Origin of the sequence: Amycolatopsis sp. NBC_01488 (assembly GCF_036227105.1) — a bacterium.
Lineage (GTDB): Bacteria > Actinomycetota > Actinomycetes > Mycobacteriales > Pseudonocardiaceae > Amycolatopsis.
The window spans coordinates 5,777,525-5,799,166 of record NZ_CP109434.1 but is presented as its reverse complement, the minus strand read 5'-3'; the positions used below and the strand labels follow the sequence as shown (position 1 = coordinate 5,799,166).

The 21,642-nt window shown below is 71.6% G+C and carries 20 protein-coding genes; 11 read left to right on the top strand and 9 right to left on the bottom strand.

Annotated elements, in window-relative coordinates; all coding sequences use genetic code 11:
- Positions 1 to 193 precede the first annotated feature (193 nt).
- Positions 194 to 2,077, top strand: coding sequence for a Na+/H+ antiporter (locus OG738_RS27535; protein ID WP_329045188.1), 1,884 nt, complete (start codon positions 194 to 196; stop codon positions 2,075 to 2,077).
- 10 nt (positions 2,078 to 2,087) lie between these two features.
- The gene (locus OG738_RS27530; protein ID WP_329045186.1) at positions 2,088 to 2,774 is read left to right on the top strand and encodes a histidine phosphatase family protein; all 687 of its coding nucleotides are present in this window, start codon (positions 2,088 to 2,090) and stop codon (positions 2,772 to 2,774) included.
- Here the strand turns inward: OG738_RS27530 and OG738_RS27525 are convergent.
- From OG738_RS27525 to OG738_RS27515, 3 genes are all read right to left on the bottom strand, one after another.
- Entirely contained in the window at positions 2,758 to 3,504 is a 747-nt protein-coding gene (locus OG738_RS27525) for an ABC transporter permease (RefSeq protein WP_329045185.1), read from the bottom strand. The two genes, OG738_RS27530 and OG738_RS27525, sit on opposite strands and share 17 nt — an antisense overlap.
- Positions 3,505 to 3,526: 22 nt before the next feature.
- Positions 3,527 to 3,976, bottom strand: coding sequence for an MmpS family transport accessory protein (locus tag OG738_RS27520; protein ID WP_329045183.1), 450 nt, complete (start codon positions 3,974 to 3,976; stop codon positions 3,527 to 3,529).
- Between the two features lie 120 nt (positions 3,977 to 4,096).
- Positions 4,097 to 4,534, bottom strand: coding sequence for an NUDIX hydrolase (locus OG738_RS27515; protein ID WP_329045181.1), 438 nt, complete (start codon positions 4,532 to 4,534; stop codon positions 4,097 to 4,099).
- A 9-nt stretch (positions 4,535 to 4,543) separates the two neighbouring features.
- On the opposite strand from OG738_RS27515, the gene OG738_RS27510 reads away from it, so the two are divergent.
- From OG738_RS27510 to OG738_RS27495, 4 genes are all read left to right on the top strand, one after another.
- Positions 4,544 to 5,326: a helix-turn-helix domain-containing protein gene (locus OG738_RS27510; protein ID WP_329045179.1), complete on the top strand. Its 783-nt coding sequence runs from the start codon at positions 4,544 to 4,546 to the stop codon at positions 5,324 to 5,326.
- A 105-nt stretch (positions 5,327 to 5,431) separates the two neighbouring features.
- Positions 5,432 to 6,409: a LacI family DNA-binding transcriptional regulator gene (locus OG738_RS27505; protein WP_329045177.1), complete on the top strand. Its 978-nt coding sequence runs from the start codon at positions 5,432 to 5,434 to the stop codon at positions 6,407 to 6,409.
- Between the two features lie 544 nt (positions 6,410 to 6,953).
- Positions 6,954 to 7,535, top strand: coding sequence for a DNA-binding protein (locus OG738_RS27500; protein ID WP_329045175.1), 582 nt, complete (start codon positions 6,954 to 6,956; stop codon positions 7,533 to 7,535).
- A gap of 52 nt (positions 7,536 to 7,587) precedes the next feature.
- Complete coding sequence (locus OG738_RS27495) at positions 7,588 to 8,244, top strand: RES family NAD+ phosphorylase (RefSeq protein ID WP_329045173.1); 657 nt, start codon at positions 7,588 to 7,590, stop codon at positions 8,242 to 8,244.
- A 42-nt stretch (positions 8,245 to 8,286) separates the two neighbouring features.
- On the opposite strand, the gene OG738_RS27490 is transcribed toward OG738_RS27495, so the two are convergent.
- Together OG738_RS27490 and OG738_RS27485 are read right to left on the bottom strand one after the other, a co-directional pair.
- On the bottom strand, positions 8,287 to 10,230 hold the full coding sequence (locus OG738_RS27490; RefSeq protein WP_329045172.1) for a S9 family peptidase: 1,944 nt from the start codon (positions 10,228 to 10,230) through the stop codon (positions 8,287 to 8,289).
- 52 nt (positions 10,231 to 10,282) lie between these two features.
- Positions 10,283 to 11,245 carry a TerC family protein gene (locus OG738_RS27485; RefSeq protein ID WP_329045170.1) on the bottom strand — a complete coding sequence of 321 codons (963 nt, stop codon included), beginning with the start codon at positions 11,243 to 11,245 and terminating at the stop codon, positions 10,283 to 10,285.
- 302 nt (positions 11,246 to 11,547) lie between these two features.
- Here OG738_RS27485 and OG738_RS27480 point away from each other — a divergent pair, with 302 nt between their 5' ends.
- Genes OG738_RS27480 through OG738_RS27470 form a run of 3 tightly spaced genes read left to right on the top strand, consistent with a single transcriptional unit; the run spans position 11,548 to position 16,089 of the window.
- Entirely contained in the window at positions 11,548 to 14,409 is a 2,862-nt protein-coding gene (locus OG738_RS27480; protein ID WP_329045168.1) for an alpha/beta fold hydrolase, read from the top strand.
- Positions 14,406 to 15,329 (top strand): ABC transporter permease, encoded by a 924-nt coding sequence (locus OG738_RS27475; RefSeq protein WP_329045166.1) that lies wholly within the window; start codon positions 14,406 to 14,408, stop codon positions 15,327 to 15,329. Before OG738_RS27480 ends, OG738_RS27475 begins: the two co-directional genes overlap by 4 nt.
- Positions 15,330 to 15,348: 19 nt before the next feature.
- Complete coding sequence (locus OG738_RS27470) at positions 15,349 to 16,089, top strand: enoyl-CoA hydratase/isomerase family protein (protein WP_329045165.1); 741 nt, start codon at positions 15,349 to 15,351, stop codon at positions 16,087 to 16,089.
- Here OG738_RS27470 and OG738_RS27465 read toward each other — a convergent pair.
- Complete coding sequence (locus OG738_RS27465; protein WP_329045163.1) at positions 16,086 to 16,589, bottom strand: SRPBCC family protein; 504 nt, start codon at positions 16,587 to 16,589, stop codon at positions 16,086 to 16,088. The genes OG738_RS27470 and OG738_RS27465 overlap by 4 nt on opposite strands.
- A gap of 226 nt (positions 16,590 to 16,815) precedes the next feature.
- Between OG738_RS27465 and OG738_RS27460 the strand changes: the two genes are divergently transcribed.
- Together OG738_RS27460 and OG738_RS27455 are read left to right on the top strand one after the other, a co-directional pair.
- Positions 16,816 to 18,210, top strand: coding sequence for a S28 family serine protease (locus OG738_RS27460; RefSeq protein WP_329045161.1), 1,395 nt, complete (start codon positions 16,816 to 16,818; stop codon positions 18,208 to 18,210).
- 60 nt (positions 18,211 to 18,270) lie between these two features.
- Positions 18,271 to 18,660 carry a VOC family protein gene (locus OG738_RS27455; protein ID WP_329045159.1) on the top strand — a complete coding sequence of 130 codons (390 nt, stop codon included), beginning with the start codon at positions 18,271 to 18,273 and terminating at the stop codon, positions 18,658 to 18,660.
- Between the two features lie 19 nt (positions 18,661 to 18,679).
- Here the strand turns inward: OG738_RS27455 and OG738_RS27450 are convergent, their stop codons facing one another.
- From OG738_RS27450 to uvrB, 3 genes are read right to left on the bottom strand one after another with little or no spacing between them, the layout of a single operon-like run.
- Positions 18,680 to 19,078, bottom strand: a complete 399-nt coding sequence (locus OG738_RS27450) for a type II toxin-antitoxin system VapC family toxin (RefSeq protein ID WP_329045157.1) — start codon at positions 19,076 to 19,078, stop codon at positions 18,680 to 18,682.
- Positions 19,075 to 19,350 (bottom strand): type II toxin-antitoxin system VapB family antitoxin, encoded by a 276-nt coding sequence (locus OG738_RS27445; protein WP_329045155.1) that lies wholly within the window; start codon positions 19,348 to 19,350, stop codon positions 19,075 to 19,077. Before OG738_RS27445 ends, OG738_RS27450 begins: the two co-directional genes overlap by 4 nt.
- 47 nt (positions 19,351 to 19,397) lie before the next feature.
- Positions 19,398 to 21,554 carry an excinuclease ABC subunit UvrB gene (gene uvrB, locus OG738_RS27440; protein ID WP_329045153.1) on the bottom strand — a complete coding sequence of 719 codons (2,157 nt, stop codon included), beginning with the start codon at positions 21,552 to 21,554 and terminating at the stop codon, positions 19,398 to 19,400.
- Positions 21,555 to 21,642 lie beyond the last annotated feature (88 nt).

Here is a 21,642-nt window from a genome sequence, read left to right as displayed (position 1 = left end):
GCGACCTGCTCGGGCGGTCGAGACGCGGGGCAGCGTCGCCACGAAGGCCGGGGCACGCTACGACAACCGGTACTGCTTCGTCTTCCGCGTCGAAGACGGCCGGATCCGCGAGATCACCGAGTACCTGGTCGCCGAGGTGCTCGCCGAGGCGGCCAGGTGACACGCGCGGCGGCGGACGGGTAATGATTACCCCGTGCACATAGCGGCAGAGATAGTGGCGCTGGTCGTGACGGTCCTCGTCGTCAGCGCCGTGGCGCGGCGGCTGGACTGGCCCGCCCCGCTGTGCCTGATCGTCGTCGGCGTCGGCGCGTCGTACGTCCCCGGCGTGCCGGAATACCACCTCGACCCCGAGGTCGTGCTGCTCGGCCTGCTCCCACCGCTGCTGTACTCGGCGGCCATCCAGACGTCGCTGGTCGACTTCCGGAAGAACCGCGGGGCGATCGGGCTGATGTCGGTCGGACTGGTGGTGTTCACCACGCTCGGCGTCGGCTTGGTCGCGTGGGCCGTGATCCCGGGCCTCCCGCTGGCCGGCGGCCTCGCGCTCGGCGCCGTCGTCGCGCCGCCGGACGCCGTCGCCGCCAGCGTCGTCGCCCGCCGGGTCGGCATGCCGCGCAAGCTGATCCGGCTGCTCGAAGGCGAGAGCCTGTTCAACGACGCCGCCGCGCTGGTCGCCCTGCGCACGGCCATCGCGGCGCTGGCCGGGTCGGTCAGCCTGTGGCAGGTCGGCGCCGACTTCTTCCGCGCGGCCATCGGCGGGGCCGTGGTCGGGCTCGTCGTCGGGTTCGCCGCCGCGTTCGTCCGTGCCCGGCTGAACGAGCCGGTGCTCGACACCGCGCTGTCGTTCGCCGTGCCGTTCATCGCCTACATCCCGGCCGAGGCGATCCACGGCTCCGGCGTGCTCGCGGTCGTCATCGCCGGGCTCATCCTCGGGCACAAGGCCCCGCAGATCCTCTCCGGCTCCACGCGCCTGGCGTCGAGGCTGAACTGGCAGACCATCCAGTTCCTGCTGGAGAACATGGTCTTCCTGCTGATCGGCCTGCAGTTGCGGCGGATCCTCGCCGAAGTCGGCGAGAGCGGCGTGTCGCTGCCGATGCTCGCCTGGATCTGCGTCGCCGTGCTCGCCGCGACGATCCTCACCCGCGTGCTGTGGATGATCGGGATCGGCACGGTGAAGCGCCTGAAGCGGCGTCTGCGGCCGTCGAAGCCCCGGAAGAAGATCTGGCCGTGGCGCTACTCGGCGGTGATCTCCTGGGCCGGCATGCGCGGGGTGGTCACGCTCGCCGCGGCGTTCGTGCTGCCCGCGGACACCCCGCAGCGGGCCGTGCTGGTGCTCGCGGCGTTCGTCGTCGTGGCCGGCACGCTGGCCGTGCAGGGCATGACGCTGCCCCCGCTGATCCGGCGCCTGCGCCTGCCGCGGCCGGACCCGGCGGAGGACGCGCTGCAGGAGGCGGCCGTCCTGCACGACATGACCCGCGCGGCGCTGGCCAAGCTCGAGGAGATCCGGCAGCCCGACGACCCGCCGGAGATCATCCAGCGCCTGCGCGAGCGGCTGCAGCACCGCGCCGACTCGGCGTGGGAGCGGCTCGGCAGGCAGAGCGCGCTGGCCGAGACGCCGAGCGACGCCTATCGCCGCCTGCGGCTCGAGCTGCTCGACGTCGAGCGCCGCCAGTTCCTCAAGGCCCGCGACACCGGCAGCGCCGACGACGACGTCCTGCGCAAGGTCCTGGAGCGGCTCGACATCGAAGAGTCCATGCTGGACCGGGACGAGGAAGAACCCGGCATCGAAGGCCGCGAACTGCGCACGCCGGCGGCGACGGCGGGTTCGTGCAAGCACCTGGCCCACGAGTGGACCGAGAAGGAGCCCAGCTCGAAGGACACCTGCGCCGCCTGCATCGAGGAAGGGACGACGTGGGTGCACCTGCGGATGTGCCTGAAGTGCGGCAACGTCGCGTGCTGCGACTCGTCGCCGCGCCGGCACGCCACCCGGCACTTCCACGAGTCGCGCCACCCGGTGATGCGCAGCTTCGAGCCGGGCGAGACCTGGCGATGGTGTTTCGTGGACAAGCAACTCGGCTAATCTCGGGGCCATGAGCACGCCCGAGCAGGAGATCGAGTACCGCCAGCACCGCTTCAGCCCGCCACCGGGTGCGACCGAGATCTTCCTGGTCCGGCACGGCGAATCGGCCCCGGCCCGCGGGGACAACCCCTTCGTCCTGGTCGACGGCCAGGCCGACCCCGACCTCGCGCCGGAGGGCCGCGACCACGCCCAGCGCGTCGGCGTCCGGCTGGCGGGCGAGCGGATCGACGCGATCTACGTGACGACCCTGCGGCGCACGGCGCAGACCGCCGCGCCACTGGCGGAGAAGCTCGGGCTGACCCCGGTCGTCGAGCCGGACCTGCGCGAGATCCACCTCGGCGACTGGGAGAACGGCCTCTTCCGGAAGTACACGGCCGAAGGCCACCCGATCGTCGAGCGGCTGTGGAGCGAGCAGCGCTGGGACGTCATCCCCGGCGCGGAGTCCGACGAGCGGTTCGGCGCCCGGCTGCGCGCCGCGCTGAAGCGGATCGCCGCCGCCCACCCGGACCAGCGGGTCGCCGTGTTCACCCACGGCGGCGTGATCGGCGAGGTGTTCGCCCAGGCCGGGCGGTCGGTCGAGCGGTTCGCGTTCCTCGGCGCCGACAACGGCTCGATCTCGCACCTGGTGCTGCACGGCGATCACTGGATCATCCGGCGCTTCAACGACACCGGGCACCTGGCTACGCCGCTCGGCTGAGCTTCCCGATCGCGACGAACTGCACGGTCACCAGGATCGAGACGGCTTCGGCGGCGAGCAGCCCGATCAGCACCAGCACCTGCGTCATCCCGGCTTGGAGCGGCCCGGCGCCGCCCAGCAGCACGCCGACGTAGGCGCCCGGGAGCGTCACCAGGCCGACGGTGCGGGTCTGGTCCAGCGCCGGGATCAGCGCGTGCCCAGCCGACGGACGGCAGATCTCCAGCGCGGCCGGCCGCGGCATGAACCCCAGGGCGAGGGCGGCTTCGTACTCGCCGTGGCGGGCCTTCAGCTCGTCGAGCGCCCGGCGGGCGGCCTGCGACGTCGCGGTCATCGCGCCGCCGATGACGATGCCGGCGATCGGCACGACCGCGATCGGCACGAGCGGGACCACGCCGGTGCCCAGGACCAGCGCGAGCACCGGCGCGACGCCGGCCGCGATCGCCAGCGCCGTCCACGGCAGGTTCGACCAGGTGCCCGCGCGCCGCGCCGACGTCACCGCGGCGATGCCGAACATGAGCAGCACGAACAGCCCGGTGAGCGGGGCCGAGCGCAGGACGGCGGTGATCACCAGCGACACGAGGGCCAGCTGCGCGACCGCCCGGACGGCGGCGATCAGCACGTCGCGGCCGCGGCCGAGCCCGCCCGCCTGGACGACCGCGGCGCCGAGGACGGCCAGCAGGACCAGCACCGCCACGAGGGCGGGCCCGAAGGTGATCGCGGAGTTGCTCACGCCGCCGATCCTGCCGCAGAACTCAGACGGCGCAGCTGAACTGGCGCCCCGGCTCGGCGACGGTCTTGTCGGCGACGACGACGCCGTCCACGACGATCCGGCAGCGCAGCTCGCCGGGCCCGGGGTTGCGGGCGGCGATGCTGTAGAACTCGGTGCGCCCGGCCGGGCCGACCCGGGTGAACGCCGCCGACCACGGCGTCGTCACCTCGGCGCGCTGGATGAGCGCCGAGCCCGCGGCGGAGTAGGTGACGTCCTGGGCGCCGTGGGCGCCGAGCAGCTCGTAGACGACGGCGTGGCTGGCGGTGGCGACCGCGGCCGGAACGACGGGCGCGGCGACCGGCTGGTCCTTGGCCGGACCGCGCGTGGACCGCGGCACGACGAGCGACGTCACCACGAAGGCGGCGGCGAGCACGCCCAGGACGACCACGAAGCTGCCGGCCGACCTGGCCCGGATCGCGGGGGGAACACCCATGGAGAGGTCTTCTCTCGTCGCGCGCACTTCCGCCGAGTGCGTCGACCTCTATCTCGCCGTGACCTCACTGCGCGTTAGCCGTGATTCGCGAGATGTCCAACTTTCACCCAAACGGGTGCCTCAGTCGACGAGCCCGGCTTCGGCGAGCATCCGCAGCACCCGCCGGCCGGCGGGTGGGCAGGCCGCCGCCTCGGCCGAGGTGAGCCACGCGGCCTCCGCGATCTCCCGCGACGGCACCGGCTCGCCCCGGTGACCGGCGGTGTAGCAGGTCATCCGCACGAGCCGGCCGTCGGCGAACCCGTCGGCCTGCTCTTCGAGGGCGGCGAAGAAGCGGAAGCTGAGCGGGTCGAGCTCGACCCCGAGCTCCTCGCGGATCTCCCGGCACAGCCCGGCGACGTCGCCTTCGCCCAGCTCGCGCTTGCCACCGGGGAGGTAGAACTTCGTCTTCCCGGTGGTGCGCACGGACAGCAGGCGGCGGTCGCGGACGTGGATCCAGGCGAGCGAGTCGATGGTTGCGTCGGCGGCTTTCTCGGCGGTTTTGTCGGACCCCGGGTGCATGATCGGAGTATGTACGAAGAGGCGGCACCACCCGGGCCACTGGCGGGCGTGGCGCGCTGCGTGTGGCGGTCGGCGTCGGAAGGACCGAAGCGCATCGTCCCCGACGGCTGCCTCGACCTGGTGGTCGGCGACGGCGGGGTGTTCGTCGCGGGCCCGGACACGGCGGCGTGGTCGTCGGCGACCCGGCCGGGAGTCGAGCTGCGAGGTGTCCGGTTCGCGCCGGGCCGAGCACCGGCGGTGCTCGGGCTGGCGGCCGACGAGCTGCGCGATCGCCGGGTGTCGTTGCGTGAGCTGTGGGGGCGGCCCGGGGAGGAGCTGGCGGAGCGGCTGCTGTCGGGCGAGCTGTCGCCGGCGCAAGCGGTTGCGTCCCGGCTCGCGGAGGCACCGCCCCCGGATCCGGCGGTGGCGGCGTTGATCGCAAGACTGGACGCAGGGGCGGCGCGGGTCGCCGAGGCGGTGACACGGCCGGGTGCGTCCCGGGCCGCGCCGGGGGTCGCCGCCGCGCGGGTCGAGGATCTCTTCGCGGTGAGCGAGCGGCGGCTGCGGCGGCGGTTCGTGCAAGCCGTCGGGTACGGGCCGGCCACCTACCTGCGTGTCACCCGTTTCCAGCGGGCCGTCGCCCTGGCTCCGCGGGTCCCCGGGCTGGCCGCGCTGGCCGCCGCCGCCGGGTACGCCGACCAGGCGCACCTCAGCCGGGACTGCCGGGCCCTCACCGGGCTCACCCCGCGTGCCTACTTCCGCGGACCCTCCACTGTGGACGAGACGGTGCGTGATCGACTCCGTTCGGCGTAACCCCTGCGGGCAACCGGAAGTGGGTCATCCCCCGGCAGGGTAAGCGGACGGTAAACGACTACCAGGAGCGCTATCCTCCCTTCGACGAGTGATCAGGGAGGGCGTGTGGCCACCATCAGCGACGTCGCGGCGAGGGCCGGCGTCTCCACGGCGACCGTGTCGCGCGCGCTCAACGGCAAGTCCACAGTGGACCCGATGCTCGCCGCGCGCGTCCAGGAGGCCGCCACCGAGCTCGGCTATCACCCGAACGGGCTGGCGCGGAACCTGCGCCGCCAGGAGACCGCGGTACTCGCGCTCATCATCTCCGACGTCGAAAACCCGTTCTTCACGGCCATCGCGCGCGGCGTCGAGGACCTCGCGCAGCGGTCGGGTTACTCGGTGGTGCTCTGCAATTCCGACGAGAACGAGGACAAGGAGCGCCGCTACATCGAAGTCGCGCTGCAGGAGCGGGTCGCCGGGGTGGTGCTGTCGCCGACCGGGCGGTCGACGAACGTCGAGGGCCTGCGCCGCCAGGGCACGCCGCTGGTGGCGGTGGACCGCCCATTGCCCGCCGACGCAGGCGACCAGGTCCTGGTCGACACGCGCCACGCGGCCGCCGAAGCCACGCGGCATCTGCTGGCGGGCGGCTACCGCCGGATCTGCTGCCTGACCGGACCCGCCGGGGTCCGCACCGCCGACGACCGCCTGGCCGGATACGCCGACGTCGTCGGCGAAGCGAACGTCGTGTCCCGGCGGGCGGAATACCGCGCCGAGGGCGCACGGCTGGCCGCACTGGAGCTGCTGGACGAGCCGTCGCCACCGGACGCGCTGCTGGTCGCGAACAGCACGATGGCGATCGGCGTGCTGGAGGCGCTGTCGTCGCGCGGCCTGCGCTCGGGCCGCGACGTCGGCATCGTCTCGTTCGACGACGCCCCGTGGACGACGCTCATCGAGCCGCCCCTGACGGTGGTCGCCCAGCCGGCGTACGAGGTCGGCCGTGTGGCGGCGCAGCTCCTGCTGGCCCGCATTTCCGACAGCACCCGCGAAGCGACGACCACGACGTTGGAAGCCCGGCTGATCGAGCGGAAAAGCTCCCGCCGCTGACGGTCCGCACGCTTGACTGGAGGGTCGACTCGCGCGATCGGAAGGTCGACACGTGCTGGAAAGGTCGACTCGCGTGCTCAAAGGGTCGGCTCGCGTGACTGAAAGGTCGACTCGCGTGCTCAAAGGGGTCGACTCACGTACCGGGAAAGTCAACTCGCGTGTCCGAAGGGTCGGCTCGGGTACCGGGAGGGTCGGATCGCGTATCCGGAGGGTCGACTCGAGCGGAGCGACGTGCCTGGGGGGCCGGCTCGTGCCAGGCCCCCAGGCACGCCCCACCCCCTGTGTCCCCCATGGCCGGCGCCAACCCGCCGGATCCTGTGAGCACGGAGCGGAAATCGTTTACTCTCCCGGAACGTAAAGCCGGGGAAGCGCACTGTCAAGCCTGGACAACCTCGTCCGATGCGGGGAAACTTAGCGGAAGTTGCCTACTCAACGTGTTGAGTGATGTGCGGTAAGTGTCGATCTCTGGTGAATTCACCCACAGTCAGGGCAAGAAACCGCACGAACCCGCACACGCGCGCTGTTTCGGGTTAACCTGAGCCTCATGTCTGTAGCGCTGGAGAACATCCTCGCCAAGGCGGGCCTGAAGGTCGACGCGAACGAGTTCCTCACGCTCGTCGAAGACGCGGCGCGCAGACTGTCGCCACCGAACCCCGATCCCTCGCACTACTTCTCCGCCGACCAGCGCGCCGCGCTCACCGACGTCGGCCTCGATCTCTCCCCTCGGCAAGAGGGTGAGCCGGACTTCCGGGCGCGGACCGTCGCCGCCCACGCCGTCCTCGCGGAGGGCGCGCTCAGCGTCAACGAGGCGGCCAAGGCCCTCGGGGTCGACGACAGCCGGATCCGCCACCGCCTCAAGGAAGGCAGGCTGACCGGCTGGAAGGACGGCGGCTGGCGGCTCCCGGCGTGGCAGTTCGCCGGCTCGGGCGTGCTACCCGGCCTCGAAGTCGTGCTCAAGGCCCTGCCCGACGACCAGCCCGCGCTGGTCGTCGCCGCGTTCATGAGCACGCCGCAGGCCGACCTGGTCATCAACGAGCACCCCGCGACTCCGCGGCAGTGGCTCCTGTCCGGGGGTGACCCGGACCACATCGCCCGCCTCATCGCCACGCTCGGCTCGCCGTTCTAGGCTGGAGCGTCCCCGAGCAAGATCACCGACAAGGACGGACCACCCCCGACCCATGGCCCGGCTCCCGCTGCCGCCCGCCCGATCCGTCCTGGTCCGGCAGCTGAACCGCGCCAGCGACGTGGTGACGGTCCAGCCCGCGACCAGGCTCGTCCGGATCTTCACCGCGCACGGCAACCACCCCCAGCAGTGGAACTCGTTCCGCTACACCGGCCCGCTCCCGCACGGCCGGTTCGACCAGCAGTCGCCCGGCCGCGGCGGCGCGCCGGTCACCGACCCCGCGAACGGGGTCCTCTACTTCGGCCTCACGGTGCGCACGTCGATCGCCGAGGTCTTCCAGACCAGCTCGTCGGTCGACCGCCGCACGCGTGGGCCGCGCCTGGTCGTCGTCCGCCCGACGCGCACGCTGCGCCTGCTCGACCTGACCGGCCTGTGGCCGACGCGGGTGGGGGCGTCGCAGGAGATCTCGAGCGGGCCGAAGAAGCTGACGCAGGCGTGGGCCCGCGCGATCCGCGGCGCGTTCAGCGACCTCGACGGCCTCTGGTACCGCTCCTCGATGGACTCGGGTGACCCGGCGATCTGCCTGTGGGACCCGCCGGCGGGCGCGGCGCTGCCGATCGCGCCGGACGTGCTGCTGCCGCTGGACCACCCGGGCCTGGACGTCCCGCTGGGCCGCGTGTGCGAAGAGCTGAACTACACGCTGCTGAACTGAGCCTCAGGACGGGTGGGTGCGGGCGCCCCGCGGCGAAGCGAGCTACAGGTGCCGCCCCCACCATTCGAGGATCGCTTCGAAGCGCTGGACGCGGTGCCGCGGGCGGCCCGAGCGGGACAGCTCGTGCCCCTCGCCGGGAAACAGCAGGAACTCCGCCGGCGCGCCCGCCCGCCGCAGCGCGACGAACATCCGCTGCGCCTGCTCCAGCGGACAGCGCCAATCCTGCTCCGAATGCACCACCGCGAACGGGATCTTGATCTGCGCCGCATACGTGAGCGGCGAACGATCGCGCTGCACCTCCGGCGACGAGCCGATGTAGGCGTCGACGAAGAAGTAGCCGATGTCGGAGCTGCCGACCATCGAGTCCCACGCGTTGACCGCGCGCTCGCTCCACGCCGCCTTGAACCGGTCGCCGTGGTGGGCCGCCAGCCAGCTCGTCATGAACCCGCCGTACGACCCGCCCATGATGCCGACGCGCGAGGCGTCGAGGTCCGGCCGCTCCAGCGCCTTGTCCAGCAGCGCCAGGACGTCGTCGACGTCGACCGTGCCGAAGGCCTCGGTGATCGCGTGGCCGTGGGTCTGGCCGTAGCCCGCCGACCCGCGCGGGTTGCCGAGCACCACCGCGTAGCCCGCCGCGGCGTACACCTGCGCCTCGTCGAACACCGCCCAGTCCTGCTGGGTGAACGGACCGCCGTGCACCACGCGCAGCACCGGGTGCGGGCCGTCGCCCTCGGGCAGCACCAGCCAGCCGTGCACCGGGTAGCCGTCCGGGGCCGTGGTCTCCAGCTCGACCATCGGCCGGATGCCCTTGTCCCGCAACGGCTTCGAGTAGTCCGTCAGCTCCCGCGCGCCGCCGCCGTCGAGCACCACGACGTCGCCCGAGCTGGACGGCGTGGCGATCACCGCGGCCAGCACCGAGCCGTCCAGCGTGAACGACCGGAGCGCCGCGCGGTCCGCGTAGACCACCGGCAGGTCGGCGAGCGGGGCGTCCGCGGCGTCGACGGCGACCGCACGCAGCTCCACCGCGCCGCGGTTGCGGACGGCCACGAGCACGTCGCCGCCGCGCGGGGCCGGCGGGCCCGCCGACGCCTCGCAGTCCACGGTTTCGATGTCGGTGAGGCGGCGCGCCTTCACCGGGCCGGCGCCGAACTCGGGCATCGCCGCGTACAGGCCGGTCATCGCGGCTTCGCGGTGCTCGGCGAAGGACTGTCCGAAGTAGAACAACGTGCCGTCGGCGGCGAACGCCGGACGCTCGCAGAAGCCCTCGCCCCGCACGAGGACCTCGGGTTCGCCGCCCTCGGCGGAGATCGCGCAGACGTCGCGGTGGTCGCTCTCGGCCGCGCCCCAGTCCGGCGGCGCGGTGAAGACCACGCGGGTGCCGTCCGGCGTCCAGACCGGGTGCGTCGCGTCGAAGCCGTCGCCGGTCAGTGGCTCGGGCTCGGAAGGGCTTTCCTCGAGGGCGTCGACGACGAACAGCCGCTGCATCCGGTCGCGCAGGAACCCGATTTCGTCGATCCGGTAGTCCATGCGCGTGATCCGGCGCGGGGCCTCCGCGGCCGGCTCCGGCGTCTCGTCGTCGGCGTCCGGCGTGCCGTACCGGCCGGCGTCGGGGACGCGCGCGGTGAAGGCGATCCGCCGGGAGTCCGGCGCCCACACCGGCTCGCCGGCGCCGAGGTGCAGCGACGTCAGCCGGCGCGCCTCACCGCCGTCGGCCGGCATGACGTGCAGCTGCGGGCTGCCGTCGGCGCCCTTGCCGTCCCCGGCGCGGAGGAACGCGACCCAGCGCCCGTCCGGGGAGATCGCGGGCGCCGAGTCGCGCGGACCGTGCGTCCACGCGCTCTCGCCGCCCTCGAGCGAGACGCGCCGCAGCGAACAGTGCGCGGCGTTCGTCTCCAGGTCAGGCTTCTTCAGCGCGGTGAGCAGCAGGTTCCCGCGCAACGCGGGACGGCCGGGGACGACGAGGGCTTCGATGTCGGCAGGACGCACGTCCTCGACGGTACCGGAAATCCTTAGCCCTGCGAACGACCTTCGGCGGAACTCACGCCGCGACCCGCTTGCGCTCGTCGCGCCGCGCCTTCGCCAGGCTGGCCACCGTGGTGATGGTCAGCACGACGACGATCACGCCCAGGGAGATCCAGTTGCAGATGTCCAGCCAGTCCGGCACGACGTGGTACTCGTGCAGCGCGTGCAGGAACAGCTTCGCGCCGATGAAGGCGAGGATCACCGCGAGGCCGTAGGTGAGGTAGACCAGCTTCGTCACCAGCCCGCCGAGCAGGAAATACAGCTGCCGCAGGCCCATCAGCGCGAACGCGTTGGCGGTGAAGACGAGGAACGCCTCCTGCGTGATGCCGAAGATCGCCGGGATCGAGTCGACCGCGAAGAGCAGGTCCGCCGAGCCGATGGCCACGATCACCAGCAGCATCGGCGTGATCATCCGCTTGCCGTTCAGCTTCACCGTGTAGTGGTGTCCGTGGTAGTCGTCGGTCACCGGGGCGACCTTCCGGACCTGCCGGGTGAGGGCGTTCTCGTGGTACTCCTCGTCGCCGCCCTTGCCGCGCAGCATGCTGATCGCGGTCCACACGAGCACCGCGCCGAAGAGGAAGAACACCCAGACGAACTGCTCGATGAGCGCGGCGCCGACCGCGATGAAGACGCTGCGCATGGCCAGTGCGAGCAGGATGCCGACGAGCAGCACCCGGTGCTGGTGGATGGCGGGCACCTTGAACGACGTCATGACGATCATGAAGATGAACAGGTTGTCGACGCTCAGCGAGTACTCGGTGATGTACCCGGTGAAGAACTCGACGCCCGGGTCGTGCCCGGCGAAGAACCACACGCCGGCGCCGAAGAGCACCGCGCACGAGACGTAGAAGATCACCCAGCGGGCGGCTTCCCCCGTGGTCACTTCGTGCGGCTTGCGGTCGACGATGACCAGATCCAGCGCGATGAGCGCGAGCAGGCCACCGATCGTGGCGATCCACAGCCACAGGGGGACAGTCATGGAACCAGAACCTCCGGATAGTGCGCATGAGCAACTAACCGGAGGTCTCTTCCGCCGGTGGCACCACCGGCCGACGGTGCCGGGGGCGCTGACCCCGTGCTGACGACACCGCCGCGAAGGAATACTCCCCTCACAGCGCGTCCAGTTTGCCGGTTCTCCCCGGCCGAGCGCCAGCCGGAATCGCCCACGTCACCGGGTTGGTCCTGTAATTTCGGTCACCTCGGTCCACCAGGTGGTCTCTGGGGTGTGATCGCTGTGAGGCCCGGGCGGCATTCTCAGCAAGCCTCAAATAGGTTCGTCTCGTGCCCCGACTCCCGCTCCCGCGCACCCGCGGAGCCCGCCTCACCGCGCTCACTGCCGTCGTCGTGGTCCTGGCCGCCGGCGCGGTCTTCTGGATCACCCGGCCCGCCGCGCCCGCGCCGGTGTCCACGCAGGACGCGATGATCGCCATGCCCGCCGCCCCCGGCTCGGCGCAGCAGGTCCAGATCGACACGACCACCTACCTGCCCGCCACCGTGCCCGCCCCCGCGGTGCTGCTCGCGCACGGCTTCGGCGGCGACAAGACCAGCGTCGCCGACGACGCCCGGGAGCTCGCGCGGAAGGGCTTCGTCGTCATGACGTGGTCCGCGCGCGGGTTCGGCAAGAGCACCGGCAAGATCGGGCTCAACGACCCGGACGGCGAGGTCGCCGACGCGAGCCGCCTGATCGACCGGCTCGTCGCGCAGCACCAGGTGACGACCGACGCCAAGGGCGACCCGAAGGTCGCCGTCACCGGCGCCTCCTACGGCGGCGCGCTCTCGCTGCTGCTGGCCGGCACGGACAAGCGCGTCGACGCGGTCGCGCCGGTGATCACCTACAACGACCTCGCGCAGGGCCTGGTCCCGAACGCGGCCACGCCCGGCCTGCAGGCCTCCGGCACACCGGCCGCCGGGGCCTTCGCGACCGACGGCGTGTTCAAGAAGAGCTGGGCCGGCATCTTCTTCTCGGCCGGGTCGGGCGCCGCGGCGAGCGGCTCGCCGTCGGCCGAGGCGCCGGAAGCCGGGCAGGAGACGGACGCGGGGTCCGCCGGCGCCACCGGGGGTGCGGCGGCAGCCGTTCCCACACCGCAGGGCGCCGGTGGTGGCCGCCAGAGCGGGCCGGCCGACCCGTGCGGCCGGTTCACCGCCGCCGTCTGCCGCGCCTACACCGAGCTGGGCACCACCGGGCAGGCGAGCCAGGCGAGCGTCGACCTGCTGCGCCGCGTCTCCCCCGTGTCGGTGACGAGCAAGATCACCGTGCCGACCCTGCTCGTCCAGGGCGAAAGCGACACCCTCTTCAGCCTCGACCAGTCCGACGCCACCGCGCGGCAGATCACCGCGGCGGGCGGCAAGGTGCGGACGATCTGGTACACCGGCGGCCACGACGGCGGCAAGCCGGGACCGCAGCTGCGCGCGAAGATCGCCGACTTCCTCTGGACGGCGGTCGACGGCGGCGACCCGGGCACCGGGTTCAGCTACGACGTCCAGGGCACGTTGCGCGCCAACGGGACGCCCTCGGTCCGCACGGTCACCGCGGCCGCCTACCCCGGGCTCACCGGCCCGGCCACCGAACGGCGGCTGCTCGCGATGAGCGGTCCCGCGCAGGCGATCGTCCGCCCGGCGGGCGCGAACCCCTCGGCGGTGAGCGGGATCCCCGGCCTCAACGGCGTCGCGAGCAGCACGTCGCGGCTGGGCGCGCTGTTCAGCAACGACCCGCCGGGCCAGGCCGCGCAGTTCACCACCGCGCCGGTGGACGCGCAGGTCGTCGTCAGCGGCGCTTCGACCGTGCGGCTGCAGGTCGCCGCGGACCCGGCGCACCCGCAGCCGGACGCGGTCCTGTTCGCGAAGCTCTACGACGTCGGCCAGGACGGCTCCCGGGTGCTGCCGGCCAACGCGATCGCGCCGTTCCGCGTGAGCGGGTTGCCCGCCGACGGCACGCCGGTCGAGGTCACCGTGACGCTGCCCGGCATCGTCCGGCCGATCGAGGGCGGCCACTCGCTGCGGCTGGTCGTCGGCACCACCGACCAGGCGTTCGCGACGCCGGCCGCGCCCGCGGTGTTCCGGGTCGCGCTGGCCGGCGGCACAGCTTTGGCCGTGCCGGTCGTACCCGGGACCTCCGTCGGCTCGCCGGCCCCGGTCGGGCAGCTGGTCGGCATCGGCGTGACGCTGGCGATCGGCATCGTGGCGGTGCTGTTCGCGGCGCTGCGGCGCCGCCGCGCCACCGACGTCGACCCGGAGCTGGGCCCCACGCCGCTGGTCATCGAGGGGCTGCGCAAGCAGTACCCGGGCGGCTTCGTCGCGGTGAAGGACCTCTCCTTCCGCGTCGAGCCGGGCCAGGTGCTCGGCCTGCTCGGGCCGAACGGCGCGGGCAAGACGACCACGCTCCGGATGCTGATGGGCCTGATCACCCCGACCGAAGGCACCATCCGGGTCTTCGGCCACAAGATCACCCCCGGCGCTCCGGTGCTCTCGCGGATCGGCTCGTTCGTCGAGGGGTCCGGGTTCCTGCCGCACCTGTCCGGCCGGGCGAACCTCGAGCTGTACTGGGCCGCGACCGGGCGTCCGGCCGAGAAGGCGCACTTCGCGGAGGCGCTGGAGATCGCCGGGCTCGGCACGGCGATCGATCGGCGCGTGCGGACCTACAGCCAGGGCATGCGGCAGCGGCTGGCGATCGCGCAGGCGATGCTCGGCCTCCCGGAGCTGATGGTGCTCGACGAACCGACCAACGGGCTCGACCCGCCGCAGATCCACCAGATGCGCGAGGTGCTGAAGCGGTACGCCGCGACCGGCCGCACGGTGGTGGTGTCCAGCCACCTGCTGGCCGAGGTCGAGCAGACCTGCACGCACGTCGTGGTCATGCACCGCGGCTCGCTGGTCGCCTCGGGCGAAGTCGGCGAGCTGGCCGCGGCGGGCGGCGAGGCGACGTTCCGGGTCGACGACCCGGCGGCGGCCGCGGCGGCGCTGAAGGCCGTCGGCGGGGTCACCGCGGTCGACGTCGACGGCGACCTCGTGCACGCCAGCCTCGACGGGCTGCCGCGCGCCGAGGCGGTCGCGGCCCTGGTCCGCGCCGGCGTCGCGGTCGAGCAGGCCGGGCCTCGGCGCCGGCTGGAAGACGCGTTCCTGCAACTGGTCGGAGAAGAGTCGTGAGTGAGGGTGTCCACACCGATCCGCACGCGCTCGACGAGCTGAGCGACGTCGCGTCGCACGAGCACGCCGGCGTCGGGCCGGACGGCGCCGTCGAGGGCTACAGCGCCCGGCGGACGCTGCGGCTCGGCGTCGAGCTGCGGCGCCAGCTCAAGCGGCGGCGCACGCAGTTCCTGCTCGGGTTCGTCGCGATCCTGCCGTTCATCCTGGTGATCGCGTTCGAGCTGGGTCAGTCCAACCCGAACCGGCGCAGCGGCGGGTTCGTCGACCTGGCGACGGCGTCCGCGCCGAACTTCGTCGTGCTGGCGCTGTTCGTGTCCGGGACGTTCCTGCTGCCGATGATCGTCGCGCTGTTCTTCGGCGACACGATCGCGAGCGAGGCGTCGTGGTCGAGCCTGAAGTACCTGCTGGCGGTCCCGGTGCCGCGGCAGCGGGTGCTGCGGCAGAAGGCGATCGTCTCCGGGCTGCTGTCGGCTTTCGCACTCGTCCTGCTGCCGGTGATGTCGCTGGTCGTCGGGCTGATCTGGTACGGCGCGGGCGACGCGATCAGCCCGACGGGCGACGCGGTGTCCTTCGGCGACAGCATGCTGGCCATCGCACTGTCCACTGTGTACATCATCCTGCAGCTGGCCTGGGTGGCCGGGCTGGCGCTCGCGCTGAGCGTGTCGACCGACGCCCCGCTCGGCGCGGTCGGCGGCGCGGTGCTGGTGGCGATCCTGTCGCAGATCCTGGACCAGATCACGGCGCTGGAGGGCCTCCGCAACTACCTGCCGACGCACTACGCGTTCTCGTGGATGGACCTGATCTCGACGGACGTGGACTGGACGAACCTGGCCAGTGGCCTGCTCTCGGCGGTCATCTACGGCACGGTGTTCTTCCTCTACGCCGGGCGGCGGTTCGCACGCAAGGACATCACCAGCTGAACCCGGTACGGTCGGGCGCGTGCCGATCACGCTGGAAAGCCACCACGACATCGCCGTGCTGCGGATCGACCACGGCCGCGGCAACACGCTGGACACCGATTCCTGCCGCGAACTGGTAATCCGGCTCGAGGAGGTCGCGGACGCCCGCGCGGTGGTGCTCACCGGCACCGGGCGCATCTTCTCCGCGGGCGTCGACCTCAAGCGGATCCACGACGGCGGCGCGGCCTACGTGTCGGAGTTCCTGCCGCTGCTCTCGGACGCGCTGCTGGCCGTGTTCGGCTTCCCGCGTCCGGTGGTCGCCGCGCTGAACGGGCACGCCATCGCCGGTGGCGCCGTGCTCGCCGCCGCGTGCGACCACCGCGTGCTGGGGGCGGGCACCCTCGGCGTGACCGAGCTGCTGGTCGGGGTGCCGTTCCCGCTGTCGGCGCTGGAGATCCTGCGCTGCGCGTACGGCACGACGCCGCTGCCATCGCTCACCTACTCGGGTTCGACGTACGGCGGTGAGGAGGCCCTCGCCCGCGGTCTGGTCGACGAACTGGCGCCGCCGGCCGAGGTGTTCGAACACGCGCTGGCCGCCGCGACCCGGCTCGCCGAGCTGCCCGCCGAGCCGTTCGCGCACACGAAAGCCCAGATCCGCCAGCCGTTCCACGAGCGGATCGCCGAGCACCGCCACACCGACGACCCGGAGGTCGAACGTCTGTGGCGGTCCCCCGCGGCGCTCGCCGCCGTCAAGTCCTATGTGGACGAGGTACTCCGCTAGGCGGCGTGGACGCCGCTTTCGGCGAGGGCCTTGATGCCTTCGACCGTCTTCTGCATGTTGCCCTGCAGCTCGCCGAGCCGCATCGCGACGATCTCCTCCTCGTGCTCGGGCATCGAGCCGATGATCGTCGTCAGGTTGGACGGGCCCGGGCCGATCTGGGCCCACTGGCGCAGGATCGTGCCGTCGCCGTCGGGGACGAGCTCGAAGCGCCACGACGCGGCCGGGTTCGTCACGTCCATCACGGCCCACGCGAACAGCCGCTCCGGCTCGTAGCCGGTCACGGTCGAGACCGTCTCCCACTCCCCGGCGACCGGGTGGGAGTTGCGGCCGCGGAACCGCGCGCCCAGGCCGGGCTCGGTCCCGTCGACCCAGCCGCCGCCCTGGAACTCGGTCGAGAACCGGGCCGGCAGGTCGACGTCCAGCAGCCAGGACCAGACCTCGGCCGGCCGCGCGGCGATGCGGACTTCGACCTGCGTCGTAGGGCAGTCGGAAACCTTCATGGCGGACCCCTCGCTCGATGCCGGTGCCTACGGCTTCGGACGGTAACGTGGCGCTGATCACCCGGACAACTCGCACAATGCCCGCGGGTGCGCACGGCGGAGGACGCGCGCGCCACCCGCCGAAAGTCGGAACCTGACCGATTCTGCGCCCGGACAGCCGATTGCCGACCGCGGCCGGTTCTGTGAAGGTCCCACGGTGGGTTCCGAAGCCGGGGAGGGTGCTTCCATGCGCAGACTGTTCACCGCCGTCGCGGCGGCTCTGCTGGCCCTGGTGGGGCTCGCGCCCACGGCGGGCGCGGCGACCGACATCGAGGCCGCCCTGCGGACGATCCCCGGCCTGACGATCGTCAAGGAGGCCCCGGCGCCGGCCGGCTTCCGGTTCTTCGAGCTGACCTTCACCCAGCCCGCCGACCACCGCCACCCGGGCGCGGGCACGTTCCAGCAGCGGTTCACCCTGCTGCACCGCGACTTCGCCGCGCCGACGGTCGCCTTCACCAGCGGCTACAACGTCAGCACCGCGCCGAACCGGTCGGAGCCGACGCAGATCGTCGACGGCAACCAGCTTTCGATGGAGTACCGGTACTTCACGCCGTCACGGCCCCAGCCGGAGAACTGGGCGCAGCAGCTGACGATCTGGCAGGCCGCGGCGGACGAGCACCGCGCGGTGCAGGCGTTCAAGGCGATCTACCCGGGCAAGTGGCTGGCCACCGGCGGCAGCAAGGGCGGCATGACCGCGACGTACTTCCGGCGCTTCTTCCCCGACGACGTCGACGGGACGGTGCCGTACGTCGCGCCCAACGACGTGATCGACCCGGTCGACGTCTACAACCGCTTCCTTTCGCGCGTCGGCGACGACCCGGGCTGCCGGGCCGCACTGAAGGCGATCCAGCGTGACGCGCTCAAACGGCGTGCCGAGCTGGGCGTGATCGCGGCGGCGGACGCGGCTCGCCGTGGGCTGACGTTCTCGATCGTCGGCTCGGCCGACAAGTCCCTCGAGATCTCGGTGATCGACTCGTACTTCGCCTTCTGGCAGTACCAGAAGCAGGCGGACTGCGCGACCGTGCCGGCCCCGGGAGCGCCCGCGGCCGACGTCTACGCCTGGTACGAAAAGGTCGAGAGCCTCAACACCTACTCGGACCAGGACCTGGCGCCGTTCATCCCGTACTACTACCAGGCGGCGGTCCAGCTGGGCTCGCCCGAGGCGTACGACAGCTACCTGCGCGACCTGCTGCGCTACCCCGGCGCCGACCAGCCGAAGACGTTCGTGCCTTCGTCGATCCGGCTGCCGCGGTTCGACTACCTGGCGATGCCGGACATCGACTTCTGGGTGAAGTCGCGCGGCAGCCGGCTGCTGTTCGTGTACGGCTCGAACGACCCGTGGGGCGCCGAGCCGTTCGAGCTGGGCTTCGGCAGCCGCGACTCGTACCGCTACTACGTACCGGGCGGCAACCACGGGTCGAAGATCGCGCAGCTGCCCGCGGCCGACGCCGCCGCGGCGACCGCGACGGTCCGGCGCTGGGCGGGGCTGCCTGCTTCGGCCGCGTTGACGGCGCGCAGCGCCCCGGCCGGGTTCCCGGACTTCGACGCGGACCTGACGCTTTCGGCGCGGCCACGGCTGTGACATTCCCCGGGCTGGGCGTAGTCTCACGGCACCTTGACGGTCCGGCCTGAGGAGGCACGCATGCCTCGTCCCGTCCACTTCGAGATCCACGCGGGTGACCCCGAACGCGCGGCGGCCTTCTACACGACGGTGTTCGGCTGGAAGTTCGAACGCTGGGGTGAGGCGCCCTACTGGGTGATTTCCACGGGCGAGGGCGACGGGATCGACGGTGGGCTCGTTCCCCGCCAGGGCCCGGCGCCCGAGGCGTCCGCGCCCGTCCACGGCTTCGTCAACACGATCGACGTCGCAGACCTCGACCACGCCCTCGGCGAAGTCAACCGGGCCGGCGGGACACTGGCCTTCCCCAAGAACCCGGTGCCGGGCGTCGGGTGGCTGGCGTACTGCAAGGACACCGAAGGCAACATCTTCGGCATGCTGCAACCGGACGAGAACGCGCCGGCCCCGGAGTGAGTCGGGGGCCGCTTCGAGTTCACGACTCGAGCTTCACCAGATCGAGGTCGGTCTGCGGGAAGTCTTTCCCGATGCACAGCAACGGTTCACGCGCGAGCTTGGCTGTGGCATAGCAGTGGCAGTCACCCAGGTTCAGCTTCGCCGAGTGCCTGCCCTTCCCGAACCGCTGGAACGCCTCGATGGCGACTTCGGCATGGCGGTGGTCGAACGGAATCGTGACCACTTCCCACTCCTGCAGGAACCGTTCGAACAGACTCCGGCCCAGCATCCCGAACTTGGCCTGCAGGACGATCCCCGCCTCCGCCCTGGTCGGTGCGCCGATCTTGGGCTCCAGGTCCGCGACCAGTGCCCGCTCCAGTGCCATGCTTTCCGGCTCATGGTTGATCATCGCGATGATGGCCGACGAATCGATGATCACACGCCCTCCGGTCCAAAGCCGAGGATCTCTTCCTGCTCTTCCTTGGTGATCGGTACTCCCAGCTGGTCCGCCGGCAGCTGGGACCAAACCTCTTCCTCGAGGAAGCGATGCAACCGTTCCAAGCGTTCCTCGGGCGTCTCCTTGTCCGCGACCAGCTTGGCCCTCAGCTCGCGCAGCGCCGTGCGCACGGCACCTGTCTTGGTGTCGCCCGTCAGCTGGGCGACCTCGGCGGCCAGGCGCTCGGCCTCAGGATCTTTGATGTTCATCGCCATGGTGTAACTATACCCAAGGGGTGTAATACTCGATCGGGCGATCGGTGTCACTTGATGCCGGCGGCGTCCATCCCCCTCAGCTCCTTCTTCAGGTCCTGGACCTCGTCGCGTAGCCGGGCGGCCAGCTCGAACTGCAGGTCGCGGGCTGCCTGCATCATCTGGTCCGTCATCTGCTGGATCAGGTCCGCCAGCTGGGCGCGCGGCATCGCCGAGACGTTCTTGTCCACCAGCATCCCCGAGCTGCGCACCCGGTCGCCCTGCTCCGGCTTCTTGCCGCGCGAGGAGTTGCGGCCCGAGCCGCCCACCGAGACCTGCTCGGTGTCCTCCGCCTCGCTGTACACCCGGTCGAGGATGTCCGCGATCTTCTTCCGCAGCGGCTGCGGGTCGACGCCGCGCTCTTCGTTGTAGGCCACCTGCTTCGCGCGGCGGCGGTCGGTCTCCTCGATCGCGTGCTGCATCGAGTCGGTGATCTTGTCCGCGTACATGTGGACCTCGCCCGACACGTTTCGCGCCGCACGGCCGATCGTCTGGATCAGCGACGTCCCGCTCCGGAGGAAGCCCTCCTTGTCCGCGTCGAGGATCGCCACCAGCGACACCTCCGGCAGGTCGAGACCCTCGCGCAGCAGGTTGATGCCGACCAGCACGTCGAAGTCGCCCGCCCGCAGCTGCCGCAGCAGCTCGACGCGGCGGAGCGTGTCGACCTCCGAGTGCAGGTAACGCACCCGGATGCCCAGCTCCAGCAGGTAGTCGGTCAGGTCCTCGGACATCTTCTTCGTCAGCGTGGTGACCAGGACGCGTTCGTCCTTTTCCGCGCGCTCGCGGATCTCGTGCACCAGGTCGTCGATCTGGCCCTCGGTCGGCTTCACGACCACCTTCGGGTCGACCAGGCCCGTCGGCCGGATGACCTGCTCGACGAACTCGCCGCCCGCCTGGCCCATCTCGTACGGCCCCGGGGTCGCCGACAGGTAGACCGTCTGCCCGATCCGGTCGGAGAACTCCTCCCAGGTCAGCGGCCGGTTGTCGACCGCGCTCGGGAGGCGGAAGCCGTACTCCACCAGGTTCCGCTTCCGGGACATGTCACCCTCGTACATGCCGCCGATCTGCGGGACCGTCTGGTGCGACTCGTCGATCACGAGCAGGAAGTCGTCCGGGAAGTAGTCGATCAGCGTCGCCGGCGCGGAACCCGGCCCGCGGCCGTCGATGTGCCGCGAGTAGTTCTCGATGCCGGAGCAGAACCCGACCTGGCGCATCATCTCGATGTCGTAGGCGGTGCGCATCCGCAGCCGCTGCGCCTCCAGCAGCTTGCCCTGCTTCTCCAGTTCCGCCAGCCGCTCCTCGAGCTCCTTCTCGATGCCCTGGATCGCCTTTTCCATCCGCTCCGGGCCCGCGACGTAGTGCGTCGCCGGGAAGATCCGGACCTCGTCGACCTCCTTGACGATGTCGCCGGTCAGCGGGTGCAGGTAGTAGAGCTTCTCGACCTCGTCGCCGAAGAACTCGACGCGGATCGCCAGCTCCTCGTACGCCGGGATGATCTCCACCGTGTCCCCGCGCGCCCGGAACGTGCCGCGCGCGAACGCGATGTCGTTGCGCGTGTACTGCACGTCCACCAGCGCCCGCAGGAACACGTCCCGGTCGAGCTGCATGCCGACCGCCAGCTTCGACGACCGGTCGAGGTAGGACTGGGGCGTGCCCAGGCCGTAGATGCACGAGACGCTCGCGACCACGATGACGTCCCGCCGCGACAGCAGGTTCATCGTCGCCGAGTGCCGCAGCCGCTCGACGTCGTCGTTGATCGACGAGTCCTTCTCGATGTAGGTGTCCGTCTGCGCGATGTACGCCTCGGGCTGGTAGTAGTCGTAGTAGCTGACGAAGTACTCGACCGCGTTGTTCGGGAACAGCTCGCGCAGCTCGTTGGCCAGCTGCGCGGCGAGGGTCTTGTTCGGCGCCATCACCAGCGTCGGCCGCTGGACGCGCTCGATCAGCCACGCCGTGGTCGCCGACTTGCCGGTGCCGGTGGCGCCCAGCAGCACGATGTCCTTCTCGCCCGCCCTGACCCGGCGTTCGAGGTCGTCGATGGCCGCCGGCTGGTCACCGGCGGGCTGGTAGTCGCTGACCACCTCGAAGCGGCCGCCGGTCCGGGGGATCTCCGAGACCGGGCGGAAGTCGGACTGGGCGAGTACGGGGTGTTCGGTTGCGAAAGCCACGTCGACCAGAGTAAGCCGACCCACCGACAATTTTCCGGGGGTTCGGGTGGCGGGAGCCCTCGACCTGGGGCGAAGCCCCAGATGCCAC

Coding starts and splice junctions, on each gene's coding strand:
- OG738_RS27530 (WP_329045186.1), top strand. CDS start 2,088: ATGAGCACGCCCGAGCAGGAGATCGAGTACCGCCAGCACCGCTTCAGC.
- OG738_RS27520 (WP_329045183.1), bottom strand. CDS start 3,976: ATGGGTGTTCCCCCCGCGATCCGGGCCAGGTCGGCCGGCAGCTTCGTG.
- OG738_RS27515 (WP_329045181.1), bottom strand. CDS start 4,534: ATGCACCCGGGGTCCGACAAAACCGCCGAGAAAGCCGCCGACGCAACC.
- OG738_RS27510 (WP_329045179.1), top strand. CDS start 4,544: ATGTACGAAGAGGCGGCACCACCCGGGCCACTGGCGGGCGTGGCGCGC.
- OG738_RS27500 (WP_329045175.1), top strand. CDS start 6,954: ATGTCTGTAGCGCTGGAGAACATCCTCGCCAAGGCGGGCCTGAAGGTC.
- OG738_RS27495 (WP_329045173.1), top strand. CDS start 7,588: ATGGCCCGGCTCCCGCTGCCGCCCGCCCGATCCGTCCTGGTCCGGCAG.
- OG738_RS27485 (WP_329045170.1), bottom strand. CDS start 11,245: ATGACTGTCCCCCTGTGGCTGTGGATCGCCACGATCGGTGGCCTGCTC.
- OG738_RS27465 (WP_329045163.1), bottom strand. CDS start 16,589: ATGAAGGTTTCCGACTGCCCTACGACGCAGGTCGAAGTCCGCATCGCC.
- OG738_RS27460 (WP_329045161.1), top strand. CDS start 16,816: ATGCGCAGACTGTTCACCGCCGTCGCGGCGGCTCTGCTGGCCCTGGTG.
- OG738_RS27455 (WP_329045159.1), top strand. CDS start 18,271: ATGCCTCGTCCCGTCCACTTCGAGATCCACGCGGGTGACCCCGAACGC.
- OG738_RS27445 (WP_329045155.1), bottom strand. CDS start 19,350: ATGGCGATGAACATCAAAGATCCTGAGGCCGAGCGCCTGGCCGCCGAG.